This window comes from Edaphocola flava (genome assembly GCF_004118155.1).
GTDB lineage: Bacteria > Bacteroidota > Bacteroidia > Chitinophagales > Chitinophagaceae > Edaphocola > Edaphocola flava.
Map to the genome: position 1 here is coordinate 30,983 of NZ_SAIQ01000002.1, position 18,723 is coordinate 49,705.

The 18,723-nt window shown below is 44.1% G+C and carries 9 protein-coding genes; 7 read left to right on the top strand and 2 right to left on the bottom strand.

All coding sequences use genetic code 11. The annotated features are described in order from the left end of the window. Nucleotides 1–87: 87 nt before the first annotated feature. The 4 genes from EMP01_RS06400 to arsB all read left to right on the top strand — a co-directional run bounded on the left by EMP01_RS06400 (nucleotide 88) and on the right by arsB (nucleotide 4,808). Nucleotides 88–2,517 carry a TonB-dependent receptor gene (locus EMP01_RS06400; RefSeq protein WP_129020687.1) on the top strand — a complete coding sequence of 810 codons (2,430 nt, stop codon included), beginning with the start codon at nucleotides 88–90 and terminating at the stop codon, nucleotides 2,515–2,517. Between the two features lie 275 nt (nucleotides 2,518–2,792). After that, nucleotides 2,793–3,266 carry a DUF6428 family protein gene (locus EMP01_RS06405; protein ID WP_129020688.1) on the top strand — a complete coding sequence of 158 codons (474 nt, stop codon included), beginning with the start codon at nucleotides 2,793–2,795 and terminating at the stop codon, nucleotides 3,264–3,266. A gap of 45 nt (nucleotides 3,267–3,311) precedes the next feature. Further along, complete coding sequence (locus EMP01_RS06410) at nucleotides 3,312–3,728, top strand: arsenate reductase ArsC (RefSeq protein ID WP_129020689.1); 417 nt, start codon at nucleotides 3,312–3,314, stop codon at nucleotides 3,726–3,728. Continuing rightward, nucleotides 3,729–4,808, top strand: a complete 1,080-nt coding sequence (gene arsB, locus EMP01_RS06415; RefSeq protein ID WP_129020690.1) for an ACR3 family arsenite efflux transporter — start codon at nucleotides 3,729–3,731, stop codon at nucleotides 4,806–4,808. It abuts the gene before it with no gap. A gap of 149 nt (nucleotides 4,809–4,957) precedes the next feature. Here arsB and EMP01_RS06420 read toward each other — a convergent pair whose 3' ends face one another. Both EMP01_RS06420 and EMP01_RS06425 read right to left on the bottom strand, forming a co-directional pair. After that, entirely contained in the window at nucleotides 4,958–6,886 is a 1,929-nt protein-coding gene (locus EMP01_RS06420) for a sensor histidine kinase (protein ID WP_161971237.1), read from the bottom strand. A gap of 34 nt (nucleotides 6,887–6,920) precedes the next feature. Further along, the gene (locus EMP01_RS06425; RefSeq protein WP_129020692.1) at nucleotides 6,921–7,565 is read right to left on the bottom strand and encodes a LuxR C-terminal-related transcriptional regulator; all 645 of its coding nucleotides are present in this window, start codon (nucleotides 7,563–7,565) and stop codon (nucleotides 6,921–6,923) included. 262 nt (nucleotides 7,566–7,827) lie between these two features. On the opposite strand from EMP01_RS06425, the gene EMP01_RS06430 reads away from it, so the two are divergent. The 3 genes from EMP01_RS06430 to EMP01_RS06440 all read left to right on the top strand — a co-directional run bounded on the left by EMP01_RS06430 (nucleotide 7,828) and on the right by EMP01_RS06440 (nucleotide 18,270). Further along, the gene (locus EMP01_RS06430) at nucleotides 7,828–9,963 is read left to right on the top strand and encodes a T9SS type A sorting domain-containing protein (RefSeq protein WP_129020693.1); all 2,136 of its coding nucleotides are present in this window, start codon (nucleotides 7,828–7,830) and stop codon (nucleotides 9,961–9,963) included. A 133-nt stretch (nucleotides 9,964–10,096) separates the two neighbouring features. Further along, on the top strand, nucleotides 10,097–12,925 hold the full coding sequence (locus EMP01_RS06435) for a T9SS type A sorting domain-containing protein (RefSeq protein WP_129020694.1): 2,829 nt from the start codon (nucleotides 10,097–10,099) through the stop codon (nucleotides 12,923–12,925). Between the two features lie 134 nt (nucleotides 12,926–13,059). Continuing rightward, the gene (locus EMP01_RS06440; RefSeq protein ID WP_129020695.1) at nucleotides 13,060–18,270 is read left to right on the top strand and encodes a T9SS type A sorting domain-containing protein; all 5,211 of its coding nucleotides are present in this window, start codon (nucleotides 13,060–13,062) and stop codon (nucleotides 18,268–18,270) included. The last annotated feature ends 453 nt before the right edge of the window (nucleotides 18,271–18,723 follow it).

Below are 18,723 nucleotides of genomic sequence, written 5' to 3' on the forward strand. Positions count from 1 at the left end.
ATATTGTACCATTAATTATATCAAAGGTATAAAAATATACTTTATTTTACCAAAAGGAATAATTTTTGGTTTAATTTTGAACCAATTATGAGACACACAATTACCCTTTGCGCGCTTTTAGTTGCAGGAATACAATCATATGCTCAATCTGTAGCAGGACGTATTTCCGGCACGGTTACCGATAAAAACACACAAGAATACCTTGGTGGGGCTACGGTTTCTATATTTGGGGAGGATACAACGACTACCCTAACGGATGAGAATGGTAGCTTCAACGTGAGTGCGCCAGTAGGAAAATATAATCTCTCTGTAAAGCTCATTGGCTATGAAGAGGCCCTGGTCTATAATATCAATATCAATTCCGGCAATGCCCAGGTCCTAAGTGTAGAACTGCAAAACAAATCTGAGGAACTGAAAGAAGTAGAGATCAGCCTGGCCCGCTCGGCACAGGCCACTAATATGGTTACCCCCTTATCTACACAAAAACTTACTGCTGAGGAAATACGGGTAAATCCTGGGGGCAATTTTGATGTCTCTAAAGTGATACAGGTACTGCCGGGTGTGGCAGGAGGTACTACCGCTAACCGCAATGATATTATTGTACGTGGCGGAGGTCCGAGCGAAAATGTCTATTACCTGGATGGCATTGAGATTCCCGTACTGAATCACTTCCAGACACAGGGGGCCAGCGGCGGGGCAACCGGTATCCTCAATGTATCTTTTATCAATGATGTGCAACTCACTTCATCGGCCTTTGACAGCCGTTATGATAATGCACTTGCATCCACATTCGTTATTAAACAGCGCAATGGTAATCCTGATAAACTCGGGGGCAATATGCGCCTTTCGGGAAGTGAATTTGCCGCTACCCTTGAAGGTCCGCTCAGCAAAAAGACAACCTTCCTGGCTTCTGCAAGAAGATCTTATCTTAAATACCTTTTTCAGGTATTGGACCTGCCTATCCGTCCCGACTACTGGGATTTTCAATATAAGATAAACCATAAGATCAATGCTAAAACAGAGCTCAATTTTATTGGCATTGGTGCTATTGATCATTTTCGCCTGGTAGCCCCAAAAACAGCCGATGCGGAAAATGAGTACATTCTGCGCTCTAACCCGCTGATCGACCAATGGAATTACACTGTAGGCGCTACGCTGAAAAGGCTGGTGCCTAATGGATATTACACCATTGCCCTGAGCCGGAATATGTTCTTTAACGGCGCGCAGCGTTACGAAAATAATGTACAGCAAAGCGGCAATAAACTCTTTGACCTGAAAAGTCATGAAATAGAAAATAAGCTGAGAGTAGATGTGAATAAGTTTATTAACGGATGGAAAATCAGTTATGGTGCCGGAGCACAATACGTGAAATATGATGTAGCCAGTTTTAATACACTGAAGCAGGCGGTTAAGGATGCTTCTGGAAATATTATCAGCCCTGCGGTGACCGTTGCCGGCAGCAATGCTATTGAATTCTACAAAATGGGTGCTTTTGTGCACAGCAGCAAGTACTTTTTTTCTGAGCGCTTGCTGATCTCAGCCGGACTACGCACAGATATGAATACTTATACTGCCGAGGGTTTGAATGCACTTAAAAACCTTTCTCCACGCTTGTCTTTATCCTATGTCCTCAACCCCAAATGGAACATTTCCGCTTCTACAGGAAGCTATTATAAATTGCCTTCATACACAGCACTGGGTTATAAAGATGCAGCGGTAGTATTGGTAAATAAGGATCTGAAATACATCAATTCTATTCATTACACACTGGGTACACAATTCGTTCCCCGAAATGATTTCCGATTTACAGTAGAAGCTTTCTACAAACAATACCGTAACTATCCCGTTTCAGCAACAGATGGCATTTCTATGGCCAATATCGGAACTGATTTTGCAGCTATCGGTAATGATGATTATACTGCAATAGGGAAGGGCCGTGTATACGGGATGGAAGCATATGTACAGCAAAAACTGGTAAAAAGATTGTTTTACGTACTTAGTGCGACGGTCTATAAATCTGAATTTACAGGGGCCGATGGTGTCTACCGTCCATCAACCTGGGATTACGGATACGTGGTAGCCGCAACCTTAGGATATAAGTTTAAGCACAACTGGGACCTGGGGGCCAAGTACCGCATTGCAGGTGGGCAGCCCTATACACCTTTTGACCTGGACCGTTCACGAGCGGCCTACCTGACTACAGGTAGGGGAGTATATGATTACAGGCAATTAAATGAAGAGCGTCTGCCGCTGTTTCAGCAACTTGATCTGAGGGTAGACAAGAAGTTCAATTTCCGCAAGACCAGTCTGATCCTTTTTGTGGATATACAAAATGTGTTTTTATATAAAACACCGTCCTTACCCAATTACACTTTTGAACGCAATAGCGATAATACAGGCTTTGCTACAGTAGATGGCAATCCTGTGGCGGCAGATGGCAGCAATGCTATTCCCCGTATCCTGCAGGACCGCAGTGCAACAGTGGTGCCCGCAATCGGATTTATCTTCGAGTTTTAGTAAATAGCCTCGTTCCTTATTATTGTTAACCATCTGTTGGTACTACTGAAAGCATTGTATAGTCGATTAGACTTTCTTGCTCTTCGCCAAGGGCTCACAGCAATGTGAGCCCTTGGCTTTATAGTTCTTGATAAATAATAAAATTTTTCTAACGGACGATTGGCGTGCGCTGTCGAATTCGGCTATATTAAGCTCTTGAATTTTTTTTGATTGTTTAAATCAATTAATCGTAATATTGCAATTAAGCGATAATTTTAATCTTTAAAAATTTATCTATGAAACTTTCAGAAATTAAAACAATCCTTGCAACTGCAGGAAGCGTAAATTTTCAATTGCCTGATGGTACCCTGGTGCCAGAGCATTTTCACGTAACAGAGGTGGGTATAATCACTAAAGATTTTATTGATTGCGGGGGAACTGTCCGTCATGAAAAAGTGGCAAATTTCCAGCTTTGGGATGCCAATGATTATGAACATCGTTTGAAGGCAGGTAAGCTGCTCAGTATTATTGCCCTTTCCGAAAAGGTGCTGGGAATGGAGGATCTGGACATTGAAGTGGAATACCAGGCTGAAACTATTGGCAAGTATGATCTGGGCTTTGATGGAGTTCATTTCCAGTTACTGGCTAAACAGACTGCTTGTCTTGCTATGGATAAATGTGGTGTGCCAGAGAAAAAGACAAAATTGAACCTGTCGGAACTTCCCGTATCCGGACAGAATAGCTGTACTCCTGGCGGGGGCTGCTGTTAATCCGGGATTTTTATTATTATAAAAAGCATTAAAATCATATAAACAATGAAGAAAATATTAGTACTCTGTACCGGAAACAGTTGCCGTAGCCAGATTGCTGAAGGGTATTTGCGGTACTTTGCCGGCGACAAAGCACAGGTATATAGTGCCGGAGTAGAAACCCATGGTGTCAATCCCAAAGCTATAACAATCATGGCAGAAGATGGAATTGACATCTCCGGGCATACTTCCAACAATATTACCGAGTATCAGGGAGTAGATTTTGATTATGTCATCACTGTATGCGATCATGCCAAAGAGCGTTGCCCCTTCTTCCCCTCAAAAGCGAAAAAGTTTCATGAAAACTTTACAGATCCGGCTAAAGCTGCCGGTACTGAGGAAGAAATCAATGAAGTTTTTCGGGCGGTAAGAAATACCATTAAACAATATGCACAGCAATTCGTAACAGATAATCTTAAGTAAATGTCAGCAGATCATTGTGCTCCTGCGCACGAACGCAAAAAACTTAGTTTCCTGGACCGGTACCTTACCCTCTGGATCTTTCTGGCTATGGCAGTCGGTGTCAGTATTGGTTACTTTGTCCCTTCCTCTGCTTCCTTTATCAATTCTTTTTCCAGCGGTACTACTAATGTGCCCCTGGCGATCGGACTGATGCTGATGATGTACCCTCCATTGGCGAAGGTGCGTTATGAGCAAATGGGGAAGGTGTTTAAAAACACTAAGGTGCTGGGTACTTCTCTTTTCCTGAACTGGATCGTTGGACCAATCCTGATGTTCGTCCTGGCGATTGTATTTATGAAAGGTTATCCGGAATATATGACCGGATTGATACTGATCGGGCTGGCCCGCTGTATAGCCATGGTCGTGGTCTGGAATGAGCTGGCAGAAGGTAACCGGGAATATGCAGCAGGACTGATCGCATTGAACAGCATTTTTCAGGTATTGTTATACAGTGTATATGCCTATATTTTTATTACTGTATTGCCCCCATTCTTTGGTATAAAGGGACTGGAAGTAAATATTACTATTGGTGAAATAGCCAAAAGTGTAGGTATATACCTTGGTATTCCTTTTGCCGCAGGATTGATCAGTCGTTATGTACTGATCAGGCTGAAAGGATCAGATTGGTTTCAGCGTACATACATTCCTTTTATTTCGCCAATAACCCTCATTGCACTCTTATTCACTATTGTGGTCATGTTCAGCCTTAAGGGAGAATTGATTGTACAAATACCGATGGATGTGGTTCGAATTGCCATTCCGCTGGTTATCTATTTCATTATTATGTTTGTCGTGAGCTTTTTTGCGGGTAAGCGGATGGGGGCTGATTATTCCAAAAGTGCCTCAATTGCCTTTACTGCGGCCGGAAACAATTTTGAGCTGGCGATTGCAGTAGCTATAGGTGTATTCGGGATCAACAGCGGGCAGGCATTTGTAGGCGTAATCGGCCCATTGGTAGAAGTGCCGGCACTGATTGCCCTGGTCAACCTGGCTTTATGGCTGAAGAAAAAATATTTCAATTCTTCTGTAGCGAAACAATAACCATAGGACTCATCTTAACATAACAGGTCATTATTTGAATTGATACGGTTAAGTTACGGGCAATTCAAAAGGAGATAATAAAGGCCTCACAGCACTGTGGGGCCTTTTGCTTTTGGGCTGATCTTAGGTAAACAATTCGGATAGGTTCTTTACATTGACAGATGAAGTGGAATCGTTACTACAATTTCCGTTCCCTCCTTATCCGAGCTGATGCCAAGCTTTGCCTTAAGCTCTGCGCACCTTTCTTTGATGCTTGTCAGACCAATCCCCGATTTTGATCTGCTCTCAAGCCCTCTGCCATTGTCTTTTATGCGGAAGACCAGGTGCTCGAATTCCTCATATATAAGGAGCATAACTTTAGTACATCTTGCATGTTTGAGTACATTGGTAATAGACTCCTGGATGATATACATTAATTCTATTTTGGTAGACAGCGGTAAGGTATTCAAGTGGTAATCATCAATAGAAATCTCCTTTTGAAACAGCTCGTCCGGCAAGGCATTCTGCACAATGCCGCTTATTTTAGCTGCATAAGATGTATCTTCTTTGATCTTGTACCAGTCATGACTTTTATCCCGGGTTGTTTCGTAAGCAGTGTTTATTAATTCATTTATTTTAGTAAGAGTATTTATGGTACCGGGTTTGCCAATATCTAAAATGGCTATTTCACTAAGCATTTTCAGGTGTGCCAGCTGGTTTGCCAGGCCATCATGCAGTTCCAGCCCCAGCTTTTTCTTTTCTAATTGCTGCTCTATTCTGTTTCTTTCTTCCAGTTCGGCTATCTGCAATGCAGTCGCCCTGTTTAAGCCATCAATTGATTGCTTTGCCTTTCTTTCTTTGGCCTTGCCACGATAATATAGCAATGCAATGATCAATATGAGTATTATAGCGCCGAGCGTTGCGATGGCGCTTAATTTTCGTTTTTCTGCAAGGAGCAGCGTGGCCTCTTCTTTTTTATCTTCAGCAAGTGCCTGGGCATACATGTTTTCGGAGATCTCTACCGTTTTTCTTTTTAAAAGGGTATCCGTTTTCTGAAAGATGGACTCCATAGTACTGAATGCACTTTTATAGTCGCCGGAGAGGGCCTGTATCTGACTTCTGCTCATCAGCAATGCCACATCATCTTCAATAAAATCAACACCTGCCAGCGTTTCTGCAATTTGCTGATACTTTCGGGCACTGTCAATCTCTTTTATAGAAATGTAAAAGTCCAGCAATTGACCGGTAACATTTTGCAGCAGCTGTTGCTGTAGTTGTTGTTGCAGAATGACTTTTCCGGTCTCGAGCTTGTCTGTGGGAAGGCTGGCATAAGCGATTAACTCTTTTAATACCTTCTCCGCCGAATCGGTTTTATTTTGCTGCCGGTAGCCAAAGCATTTTGTAGCCCTTAACAACGCATAACACATCTGCTGATCCCAGGACGAAATTCCTTTTATCTTAATGAAGTTGTGATAAGTCTGTTCAGCCATGCTGATCAGGTGGGATAGCCGGGCAGAATCTTTTAACTCGAAAAAAACGGGTGCCATCTGGTAGAAAAGAAACTGATCAGACTGAGGGTCTCCTTTATAGGTTCCATTAGCGATTTGATTGGGTATGCGATTGTAGTATAGAGTATCTGCCTCAAAAGCGGCAGCAGCATTATTGATATCACTTGCAGCTACAAAGAGCTGCATTTTGATTACATTGCGGTAGTGACTGGGATCATTGGCTCCCGGTTCTTTTACAAACTTCTCAACATAATATAGTTCCTTTCCACTCTGACCATTGACCTTCGCATTAGCGATCAGGAAATAATAATACCTCCTGCGCCGCATATTTGTCGGATCATTTTTCCAGACCAGCTCTTTGTACGTTTGCAAATACTCTTTCAAATGAGGGTTTGCTATATCTGTCATAGTAAGGCTATCCACTATGTCCAGGTACCGCGCCGATTTTATGGCTCCTTTTTTATACTGCTGGTTGAGCCTTTGCCAATGCTGATCAATTGTATTGGTCTGCTGCGCATACAAGCCGGAAGGAAAACAGCAGGTAAATGTCAACATGCACAGTACCCATAGGAGCATACAATTATATTTCATAAAATATTGCTGTATTAAGTTGTTTGGTAAGCCGCTAGATAATCTTATGCTCAAAGGCATATTTCACCAGGCCTGCTGAGGTATGAATACCCAGTTTATTCATAATGCTTCTGCGATGAGCAGAGACCGTATGTGGGCTAATATGCAGTATAGCAGCCATTTTATCAGTATTGTGTCCGGCAGCGATCAGGCGCAGGAGGCCCAGCTCCTTAGGTGTTAAGCCCGATTCTTTTTCGAAAAACATGCTGGATACCAAACGACCACTCAGGTCGCTGCTTATATACGTCTGGCCTTTATACGTTTTTTCTAATGCCATTTTGAACTCAGAGAAGTTTGTCCCTTTACTCATATATCCGTTTACATTATAGCTGAAGAATTTCCGGACCGTATCGGTTTCAATCACACTGGTCAGCATGATAATAATCAGATCAGGGTAGTTTTTGCGGCAGTAAATAACAAACTCTTCTATATTGTCGCCGGGTATTATCACATCACAAAGCAGAAAATCGTATGCACTGAGTTTCATTGCAGCCTTGGCCAGGTCTACCTGGGCATACGCATTGATCTCCGCAGCAGGCATCATGCGCTTTAATAACTCGATTAAGCCTTCCGTTAAAAGTAAGTGATCATCTAATATAATGACCTTCAATTCATTAAGCTTGCTAAAGAAATCTGTCATCCGTTTTTACAAAGATTTATTGATTTTAAGAATATGGACATAGCATAATGTAAGTATGTGTCTACTATTATTATGGTATAAAATATACAAAATCGGGGGATAAAAAGTGTTTTTTTAGCCCGATAATTTTGTGGCCGTATAGAAGAGATAAATTATTTGCAAGACTTGTTACTATAAATGAAGAGATAGTAACAGTCATAAAATTACCGAAAAAAAGTAATTACCTGCAAATATTCATTAATTATTAATTGAGCAGATTTAAATGAGCAATTTTATCAAACACAGGTTTGAGCCAACTTTTATGGCGCAGACGATTATGGGTATCCCCCTAAGACCCAGCATTGTAAAATGGTCTATGTTATGTGCCATGCTGGCCATTCCTTTCAAAAAAACACTTGCAGCGGCCTCTGTACCATGTGCTACTACTGAACTCATGGCCGATACCAGGTTTATTTTTACGAACATTCCGAGCGGTACGGTTAGTATAACATCACTCAACTTTAATGGTTGGGTGGCTTCAGGGAGTGGGATCATTGATGTCGGATCCAATGATACATATATTCATGACAATTCCAATACGCAAACATTTACCCATGCTTTTACAGGCGTAAATCCGCTGGGTTCAGGTGCTGTAGTGACCGTAAACCTTGGCGTCAGAAACGGGATTGCAGGTTCTCCGGCAATTAGCAATTACGGCAAGGCGAGCGTACTCTCCGTTAAGTATGGTGGAGTTACTTATGCAACCGTTACTACAGATGGTACTACGGCTACCGACGGACATATTGCTACCGTTAATTATTTGAATGGAGCAACAGGGAGTGTCGCGAATGGATACACTTTTGACTATGGAGCAAGTCCGCAGCCATTTGGCGTCATTAATTTAGCCAACTGGGAGATAGCGCTACCATCCTCTGTGCCCAATAACAGTAATCTCGTTATGGAATTTGACCCGGGCGGTACTTCATCGGGCGATGCAGCAGATGACTTCGGTATTGCCTCGGTAAGCTTAACGGCATGTCCGATCACTATTTCCGGTCATGTGTATGACGATGCAAACGGACTGCAGGGTACACCCGCTAATACTGTAGATGGTACCGGTACAAATGCCGGAGGCCTGAACGCTGTTTTATATGATTTCACTACAGGAAAGGTCGTGGCCACTGTACCGGTAAGTGCCAGCGGTGCTTATAGCTTTAGTGTAAAAGCAGAAAATAATTATAGTGTATACCTTACTTCTAATATAATTTCAGTAGGACAAACCACGGTGCCGGTTATAGCTTTGCAAGCTGGCTGGGGAAACACAGGCGAGCAAAACTGTGTGGCCAGTGCAGGCTGTGCCGGTAACGATGGTGCTCCGAATGGGGTACTGTCTCTGGGTACGGTATCGGGCAATATTACTCAGGCCAACTTTGGGGTGGAGCAACTGCCAACCGCTACAGCAAAATCATTTACGGTAGCATCGGGCGCTTTTGCAAGTTTACCACAAGCAGGTTATCCGGCTGTGGCCGGATATGTATCCATTGCCACATCCAGTACAAACCTAACCGGGTATAATAATACCGGCGGACAACTGTCTGGTAGCGATCCTGAAGACTGTCTTGCAGCGGATGCCTGTAATACAGGTAAAACCTTTACTGTCGGAGCGATTAACAGTAATACAAAATTGTATTACAACTTCGGTGCAGGACCTGTATTGCTTACCGCCAATACGGTAATCAGCAACTATGATCCTGCGAAACTGGTGATCTACGGACAAGTGGGCAGCGGTATTTCTGGTAGTCCGGTTGGATTTACGTACTCCATTACAGATGCTGCCGGGAAAACAAGTCCACTTGTTTCCTATACGATTACCTCATCAACACCATTACCAGTATCACTCTTGTCCTTTACTGCACATGCAGAGTATGGTAATACTGTACTGAACTGGATAACGGCTCATGAGCAAAACCTCAGTCATTTTGAAGTAGAGTGGAGTGCTGATGGAAATGATTTCTATAAGGAGGGTACCGTATTATCTGCTCAGAATAGTATTGAACCTAACTATCATTTCAATTGTGCACCGCAATCAATCACCAGCTATTACAGATTGAGAATGGTCGATGAAGATGGGTCCTATACCTATAGCAATACCCTGAAAATAGGAGCTCCCGGTAACAGTGAACTAAACATAAACATATATCCAAATCCTGTAAAGGATAGGCTACATATAACGAATCTTCATAAAGGGGAGATGATTAAAATCTTCGGAATAACGGGTCAGTTAATACTGCAACAAATGGCAGCAGGAAGCAATGAACTGCTGGACCTGAGCAGCCTGGCCACCGGTACTTATCAGGTCATTGTTACCGACGGTACGGAACAAGTCATCAATATTAAGTTGGTAAAAGCAGGATCGTGAGTTGAGTGTTATTCTTCAATGTGGCTGGCTAGCATAATAGTCAGCTACATTTTCACACGGTTACATTGTGTTTAGTCAATAGGACTAAATACGATCCTGCCCTTATTATTCATAAACTAAATAATACCTTGAAATGAACGTAAAACAAAATCGCACTATGCTGATCGCAGGTCTTGCCTTCCTGCTTTCATTAATCGGCATGCCAGGCAGTTATGCCCAATGCCCTGCAAGCATCAGTATCAGCTCTGTAAATGTCACTACGGCATCATGTCCGTCTAACGGAGGCTTTACGATTAATGCCACAGCCGGTACAGGAGCTACTTACCAGATCACGAGCGGCCCTGCAGGTTATCCTACTTCGGCACAGAATAGCAATGTATTTATTGGCTTGTTGCCTGGATCTTATACCGTTAAAGTAGCCTGCCAGGCAGACCCTGGTATTTTTGCGACAACGGGCATCACTATTCCCAACAGTTATACTCCGGTGGCAGCCAGTTCTACAGTAACCAATGTATGTAGTGGCAGTGCTCCGGGCGGTACCATAACTACATCTGCGACAGGAAGCAGTACACCGTTTACATATGCCTATTGGCAGGGGGATCCTGCAGCTGCAGATGGAACATTAACCTACACTGCGGCCAACACGTTTACAGCTCCTGCTTTTGGTACTTATAATGTACGCACCAAAGATGCCTGCGGGGTATTTGTAACCCAACAAGTAACGGTAGCAAATCCTTACCCGGATAATCTTTGTATCGCACAATTACAGTTGGAGTTCGGAGATTTAACTTGTGCACAGTTGCAAGACTCTATTTATGCCCGGTTTTATCTGAGTAATGCAACACTTTCTTCCCTTCCACCGGCAGGGATAGACTTAGATATATATGAAAATACCGGAACCTGTACAAGTCCCATCCAGGGGGGGCTGATAAAAAACTATCATTACAATAATACCTCGACCGACGCTCGTGTAAAAATACCTAATGGCATAAACCTGTTGTTTAAAGTCACTACAGCATGTGGTATTTCCTGCACTTATTGCCATACCTATACTCCAGCAGAAACAGCATTTTTACAAAATGCCTCTCTGGTGTCCAATGGTTGTGTAACACCAGGCAGTCCTATTACTTATTCCCTGAATGTGAATGTCAACTTATTTTATACATTCCCGGTTGTCTGGGTAATTAAGAACAGTGCCGGTACTGTTGTTGGTACATATACTGCAAATAGTCTGGCAGATCTGCCTCATAGCTTTGATGGCTTACCAGCAGATGCTTATACCTCTACAGCTACAGATGCCTGCGGCAATACGGTTAGCGATGTATTTACATCACCTTCGGGTGCTCCGAATGAGCTGACCGTAGCATATATCGGAAGTAATGCAGGGTGTACATCAATAGAAGGAAGAACCAGTATGACTTTATATGTAGAAGGAGTTATGGCCAATTTTTCGAATGCTATAGCTACGATCATTGCTCCCAGCCCCAATATGATTGGAGTAACGAGTACAGGTAGTTCAGGTTACTTTGGTTGGCAAAATGTAATACCAGGTGCTACTTATTATATTAAGATAGAGAATGGTTGCGGTCAATCAGACACCGTTACTGCGGTAGTACCCTCTAATATAAGCGACATTTTAGTCCAGCATACCAATGCCAGTGTTACTCAGCTTTGCGGGGGAACCGGAGATATAGTTGTGGACGCAGCCTATAATGGTTATGGTGCTTTTAGCTACGTTATAACCAATAGTGCCGGTACTCCGGTAGGAGCGGGTGTTACAGGAAATGCTACTTATAGCAATCTGCCTGCCGGCACCTACACCATCACGACCAATATGGCTGGTTGCGGTCCTTATTCATACGCCTCACAGGTTACTATATTGCCTGGAGGTTCAGGTCCTCAAATTGTCAAAAAACTTGGTGTGGTTTGTGAAAATGCCGCTGGTACGCCACTCTCAACCGGCAGTGCGATATTCTCATTTATAGGAGCAGGTCCACTGAAGGTAGATTATAAAAAAACGTCGCAGACCGATGCCAGCTATATAAACCTGACTAATAACTCTGACGGAAGTGAGACCATAACAGGCCTTAGCGCAGATACTTCTTACACTGTAAGGATAACCGATAACTGCGGTACCGCTACGGTTACAGAAATCACTATTGGTCAACTCAGCCAGCTGCATAGCGTAAATACGATGCAACCTTGTGTCGGAAGTCCATATACACTTAGCGTTCCGGATATGGTAGATGCTACTTATAGCTGGAAGAAGAACGGAACACTTATCTCTAACAGCAGGGAGATTGTTTTCCCGAGTTATTCTGCCGGAGATAATGGTACTTATGTATGTACTGTAGTTATTGCAGGTGGCTGCGTTACACGCAATGTGGCGGTTACTTTAAATTCTACACTTTGTAATACACCGCTGCCTGTCAGCCTCCTTTCCTTTGCTGCAGCTACAATAGATTGTACCACCGAATTGAGCTGGATAACGGCTCATGAGCAAAACCTCAGCCATTTTGAGATAGAGCGCAGTGCAAATGGTGGCGATTTTTATAAAGAAGGTGCCGTTATGGCTGCCCGTAAAAGCACAGGGAATACTTATCATTTCAATTGTGCACCGCAATCGACTACCAGCTATTACAGATTGAGGATGGTCGATGAAGATGGGGCCTATACCTATAGCAATACCCTTAAGATAGGTGCTCCATGTGGCAATAGCCGGAATATAAGCGTATACCCTAACCCTGCAAAAGATAAGATACAGATTGCCAATCTGCATAAAGGAGAACTCATTAAAATCTTTGGAATAAATGGTCAGTTAATCCTGCAACAAAAGGCAACCGGAAGTAATGAACTCGTGGATTTGAGTAGCCTGGCAGCCGGCACTTATCAGATCGTTGTTGCCGATGCCAATGGTACAGAACAAATCATCAATATTAAGCTGGTAAAAGCAGGATCGTGAGGTGAGTGTTAGTATTCGATGTGGCTGGCTAGAGTGATAGTCAGCTACATTTCGATACTGTTATACTTGTGTATAGTCAATAGCAAAAACACGATTCCTGTCCTTTTTATTTATAACTAAAATAGTACATTAAAATGCACGTAAAACAAAAACGTACCATGCTCATGGCAGGTATTTTGATACTGCTTTCATTAATCAGTACGCAGAGAAACTATGCCCAGGCACCCACAATCAGTTACCCCACTGCAGCCGAGGACCTTACCCGGGGCTACAGTCAAGGTAATCTTACCGTTAAAGTTGTATTTAATGGTGCCTGCACCGGTGCTACAACCGTAAAGGTAGCCTTACCAGCATCAGTTACTTATGCAGCAGGTACCGTCATTAAAACAGGAGGTACTGCAGCAATTGGTATTGCGGAAAGCAATATTTCCGATCTGCGTAATCCGGTCTTCAGCATCAGTGGTATTGCAGCCACCGGTGATTATATAACTTTTACCATAGCGCGCAGAGCAACCTGTGGCAATCTTGCTACAGCTAAGGATAGTGTGTATGTATTTACAAGTGGTGGTTGTAGCAATGGCAGCGAGCTGGCGGCTATGGTAAACACTTATAACCTGCTGTCGCCATCGCTGGCACTTACGCCACCGGCAGCGCTTACCAATGCAGTAATCGGTACCACCGCCACCCGCACCACCACTATTACTAATGGTGGTAACGGTGCTACCGATACTGTACGGTATTACATGGTATACCCTGGTGGTGGCATGATCAATACCAGCGGTACCAATGCGATTACTGCCAATGGCGTATCGTTCACACCCAGCAGTACGAGCGGTGATACGCTGTTTTACAAAATATACGGAGCAACAATATTTGGTGGTGACAGCTGGCTAAGCAATGGTGAAACCGTAATTATTGCTGAACCCATTAAAGTGGCAAAATGTAATGCTGCTACTGCTTACGGTGCCGGATGGGGCAAAACAAAAGCTTCACAATGCCAGATTGCAACCGCCACCAGTGCGGTGACCATGGCCACAGGTGTACCCAACCTAAGCATAGCTACAAGCGATGTTACACTCGTGGGCGCCTGTGCTACTGCACCAGGTATTTCAAAATCGGTGTTTACCAATAATGGCAACGGCGGCAATGCCGGGGCTATGTACAATGTAATTGCCAACTTTGGTTTTACAGATATTTCCAGTCCGCTGTTTGTTTCCAGCAATGGTGAATTTTTGTCCAATTTTACTTTCGGAGCAGCACCTGGCACAGGCATTCCATTGATTGTGGATACCCTAGGCACTGCCTACTCTTCTAATGCAAGTGTGCGTGCAAGACTAAGCCAGTTTACCGCCATAACAGGTGGTGACCCTGATGGTGTTGGCGTTGGACTTGATGACCTGGATGGCGATGGCCAGTACGATGACCTTGCCCCCGGTAAAAGTTTTACAATATTCTTTAATCGCAATTATAAAACAAGCACCCTTTGCCCAAGGGCAAATTACAGCCACCAGGTTGGCGCTACCGTTAACTATACGGATATGTGCGGTACATCAGTTACCAGTCTTGTTGGTAATGGCAGCGGTGGCCAGCGTTCTTTATATACTATACCTAACCGTAACATCAGCACTGTTCCGCAAATTTTTAATGGTGTACCATTTACGGTTACCATCAGCCATTATTCAGCAATGATAACGGCGTTAAACCAATCTGTAGACAGTTTAGAATTGACCCTTACGTTGCCAGCGGGGGTTACTTATGTACCCGGTACCTTCTTTTTTAGGGGATTTGCCCGGGCCGATGCTGCTAATGTTACCGTTTCGGGTTCTACGGTGCAATTCCGTACCAAACTTAATGGAACAAATAACCTGTGGTATCAGGATGATTTTACGTTTGATTTAGTGTACAACTGTAGTGGCGGCAGCTCGGTAAGTTTTTCCTGGGAAATGGATTATGTAAACACCCGTAGCTGTGGCGATATTGTAGAGCGGCTGTATTGCGGTTCGCAAACAATACCTGCCGTTTGCCCTGCGCCATGCCCCGGTGGGCTGGCCAATATTTTCACCAAGGCCGAACGTACCTCGCTGGGCTTTACCGATGCCACGCTTGCTACAAGAATAACGCCATCTAGCATACCGGCCTTGCAACTGGCTACCGTATTGCCTTACGATACTGTGGTGGTGACCAACAGTGCACAGCAATCGTCTGTAGCGTATAACAATGTGCATTTTAATTTTGAGCTGGATAAAGTAAGCGGGCAAAACACGCTGGTGTTCATCAGCGGCACATACAATCATAAAGCGGCGGGCACCGGTACCATTACCAGCGTGGCCATGCCTGCGCCAACCGATCTGAGCACTGCCACGCATACACAGTGGGATTGGAACCTTACCGGCTTGGGCGGACTGCCCATCACACTCTTTACTGGGGATAGTGTATGGGTATCTGTTACCTACCTCGTTACCAATACAAACAGCGGGCAGTTGTTATATGGCACTGTACCCACTTATGCGCCCAATGCCAATTCTTATTTTTATAGTAACGATGCCAGCACTGTAAAGCAATATTGCCTGAACCTGGTACCCCTTATTCGTTTTATAGGTTTTGCAAACGTAGGAACCTCATACTGGGGAGGAGGAGCGAGTACACTGGTGGGTTGTGGACCAGTATCACCTCGTGCTTCCTACAGCAGTGGATATAGTGCAAATTACCGCGTATTCAACAATGAATTCCGCCCTAAGCACCGGGTAGATTCTGTAGTGGTTATATTGCCCACGGGCGTAATTTATGATGCCAGCGTTAACCCACAGATAAATTATAGTAGATGGGCAGATATATATAATGGGAGTACTGGAACATTTAATATTGCTCCACCAGTAATCAGCGGGCAAAGGCTCACCTTTATCAACCCAGGCAACTGGCCTTTGAATGACCTTTCTGCTGGAGGAAGTCAGGAAGATAGCCGCATTTTATACAGCCTCAAATCTACCTGCGAAGCAGGCAGCAGCACCGGCCCATTGCCATTGCTGGTGCAATATTATGGTAAGACTTATTATTACGATAATCCTGGTGTACCTATGACTGTTACTACCAGCTATGGCAACGCAACCACCTTGTTGGCTATTGATGGTAGCAAACGCCCCAGTGTAACAGTACAAAATAATACCGGTGTAGTGCAGGGCATACAATCCCAACAATACTGGGATGTGCAGATAAATAACCCCAGCACGCAAACAGCGCCTTATCTCTGGCTGGCACTGGAAAAAGCTGCCGCTAGTGGCATTACTATAGACAGCGTTGTGCTGAAGCCAAGTAATGTAGTGCTTCCTGTTGCATCTATCTATGGTACCGGCAACAAATGGTATCAGGTAAGCACAGCAGGTTTAACTACCGGAAGCACACAGCAGGCAAGAATATATTTCAAGTATACCAACTGTACATCAGATAGCATATTGCTGAAAGCAGGATGGAACTGTAGTGGTTATCCTGCGGGAGATCCATCTGCCTATGCCTGTACCGCAGCACAAACATGGTTGAACGTTGATCCTCAGCCGAGCCAGATTCAGTTGAGTGTAGCGCGTCAGCCAGGGGCAGGGAGCACTATTGATCTGTGTACTACAGACAGCACTTTACTGATCGTAAACAGTGCACAGGCGGCTAACCTGGTAAATCCTTATGTAATCTTCTATCCACCAACAGGTATAATAATGGCCTCTACCATACAGGTAGAATATCCATTGGGTAGTGGCAACTATCAGCCAGCAGCGATCAGCTCAATTGGTGGTGGCGGCTATAAGATAGACCTTACTGCTCATACTGCCATCGGCATAAACGGTATACTGGGTACGGCCCTGGCCAATCCCGCTTTTAGCCCGCTGGGTGGTGACAGACAAGCAAAAATTAAACTGGACTTTACAACGACCTGTGGCTTTACTTCAGGATCATCTTTCTCTTTTAATGCCTATGGCAACCAGCCTTGTGGCTCCGTTGCAACAGGTAATGGAGTTACGGCTACTACCGCAGCATTAAATATTAATGGCGTTACGGTTTCCGGATCGGCAGGTGTAACCATTGGTTTTGGCAGTGCCACCAGCGCTTCTTGTGGTACTACCATTCCCGTTTCGCTTACGACGACACCTACCAGTGTCGGCACCGCAGCCGGTGATACAATGATGTACACCCTGCCTGCAGGTATGAACTATGCGGGTGGACTGACCTCCGGATTTACTGCCGATGTAACTACTGCTGGAGCAACTACTATTGTGAAAGTAGCCATGCCTTTAGGCGTAGCCGCCAGCACACCGATTAATTATAGCTTTAATGTGGTACCCGGTGGTGGTGGTGGTTGTGGCAATGTAAACATTACTGGAGCCTACAAGCGCGACATTGCCCCCCTGAGTTGTAATGGCACCCCTTGTACCGGTAGTAGTGTCGTGATCGCATCAGCAATGTCGCCAGCTATTACCTTGAACAAGCCGAGCCTCAATATAACCGGTATGAGTACCGGCACAACAGGCTGGACTACCAGTACCAGTCAGACGATACACCTTACGTATAGTAATACCGGTACACAAGCATCAGTTGCCAATATCGATACCGTAGAGTTTTTCTGTGGCAGCAGTACCGTACCATTTGCAAAACGTGCCCTTACCAAAAGTGTAGCTATTGGTGGCAATGATTATGATGATTTTACCCTTACGGTGCCAACCGGCGGATTCTGCACTACCGGTGCATTAGTAACCGCCAGGATACAAACGACTACTGCAGCGGGTACAGCACAGTGCTTATGTGCACCTGGTAGTTATACCATGTCTGGCGTACCATTACCGGTTACGTTTATCAGAACAGGAGCTACTGCTGACAATTGTGCTGTAAATCTCAGCTGGGAATACAAGTCAGACAATAACAGCGTACCGCAATTTGTTATAGAGCGCAGCAGTAACGGACAGGCGTTCAGTAATGTCGCTACACTTCCGGCCACTGCAACCAGCTATATAGATGTTGTGCCTTCATCCGGCAAATGGTTCTATCGTATCAAAGCTACAGAAGCAGGCGGTAGTGCAGGTTACAGTCCTGTTATGAGTATAAATGCCGTAAAATGTACCAGTAACAACATAAGTGTGTACCCTAATCCTGCGAATACTGAAGTGCATGTCGTACTCCAGGGCAATAGTACCAGCAATGTATATGAGTTGCGTGATGCGCTGGGTCGTGTGCTGCGGAGTGGTAAGCTACAGGCCAATGCCAACAATATGATCAGCCTTCAGGGGATTGTATCGGGTGTGTATATGCTCAGTATATGGACAGATGGAATCTTGCATACACAACAGGTAAATGTTATTCAATAATGCTAATAATCTCCCTTCATAACTCTCTTCATTAGCTCTCTCATAAATCATGGACTAAGCAGATTTTTGGTTAATCTATGAGGAGAATGGCCGGCTATTTCTATAGCCGGCTTTTTTATGTTGAGCATTAGTTGCAGGTACACTGTTGCCTTTTCTGGTTCCAAAGTCAACCGAAAATGTTTTCACTGCTGCTTATTTGACGAGGATCAGTGGGATAAATGTTAAAGTATCTTTTTAAATCAGATGTATGTTAGTGATTTACATATCTTTGCTGCCAAGATTTTTGTCCCGCTGTTAGTATTTAAGAGTGTTTACAGCATACAAACTAAACAAAAATCTTCGGGCATAGCCGGCTGGCTATGCCCTTTATATTGCCCCTGTCATAGGACAAGCATTGAGCCTTTATTTAGCAATTATGTTATTTAATTCTCTTATTTGTGTAATTGCATTTTG

Bases quoted from the DNA above. Each gene is read 5' to 3' on its own strand.
- EMP01_RS06430 (WP_129020693.1), top strand. From the start codon at position 7,828: ATGAGCAATTTTATCAAACACAGGTTTGAGCCAACTTTTATGGCGCAG.
- EMP01_RS06405 (WP_129020688.1), top strand. From the start codon at position 2,793: ATGAAACTTTCAGAAATTAAAACAATCCTTGCAACTGCAGGAAGCGTA.
- EMP01_RS06440 (WP_129020695.1), top strand. From the start codon at position 13,060: ATGCACGTAAAACAAAAACGTACCATGCTCATGGCAGGTATTTTGATA.
- EMP01_RS06420 (WP_161971237.1), bottom strand. From the start codon at position 6,886: ATGAAATATAATTGTATGCTCCTATGGGTACTGTGCATGTTGACATTT.
- EMP01_RS06425 (WP_129020692.1), bottom strand. From the start codon at position 7,565: ATGACAGATTTCTTTAGCAAGCTTAATGAATTGAAGGTCATTATATTA.
- EMP01_RS06400 (WP_129020687.1), top strand. From the start codon at position 88: ATGAGACACACAATTACCCTTTGCGCGCTTTTAGTTGCAGGAATACAA.
- EMP01_RS06410 (WP_129020689.1), top strand. From the start codon at position 3,312: ATGAAGAAAATATTAGTACTCTGTACCGGAAACAGTTGCCGTAGCCAG.
- EMP01_RS06435 (WP_129020694.1), top strand. From the start codon at position 10,097: ATGAACGTAAAACAAAATCGCACTATGCTGATCGCAGGTCTTGCCTTC.
- arsB (WP_129020690.1), top strand. From the start codon at position 3,729: ATGTCAGCAGATCATTGTGCTCCTGCGCACGAACGCAAAAAACTTAGT.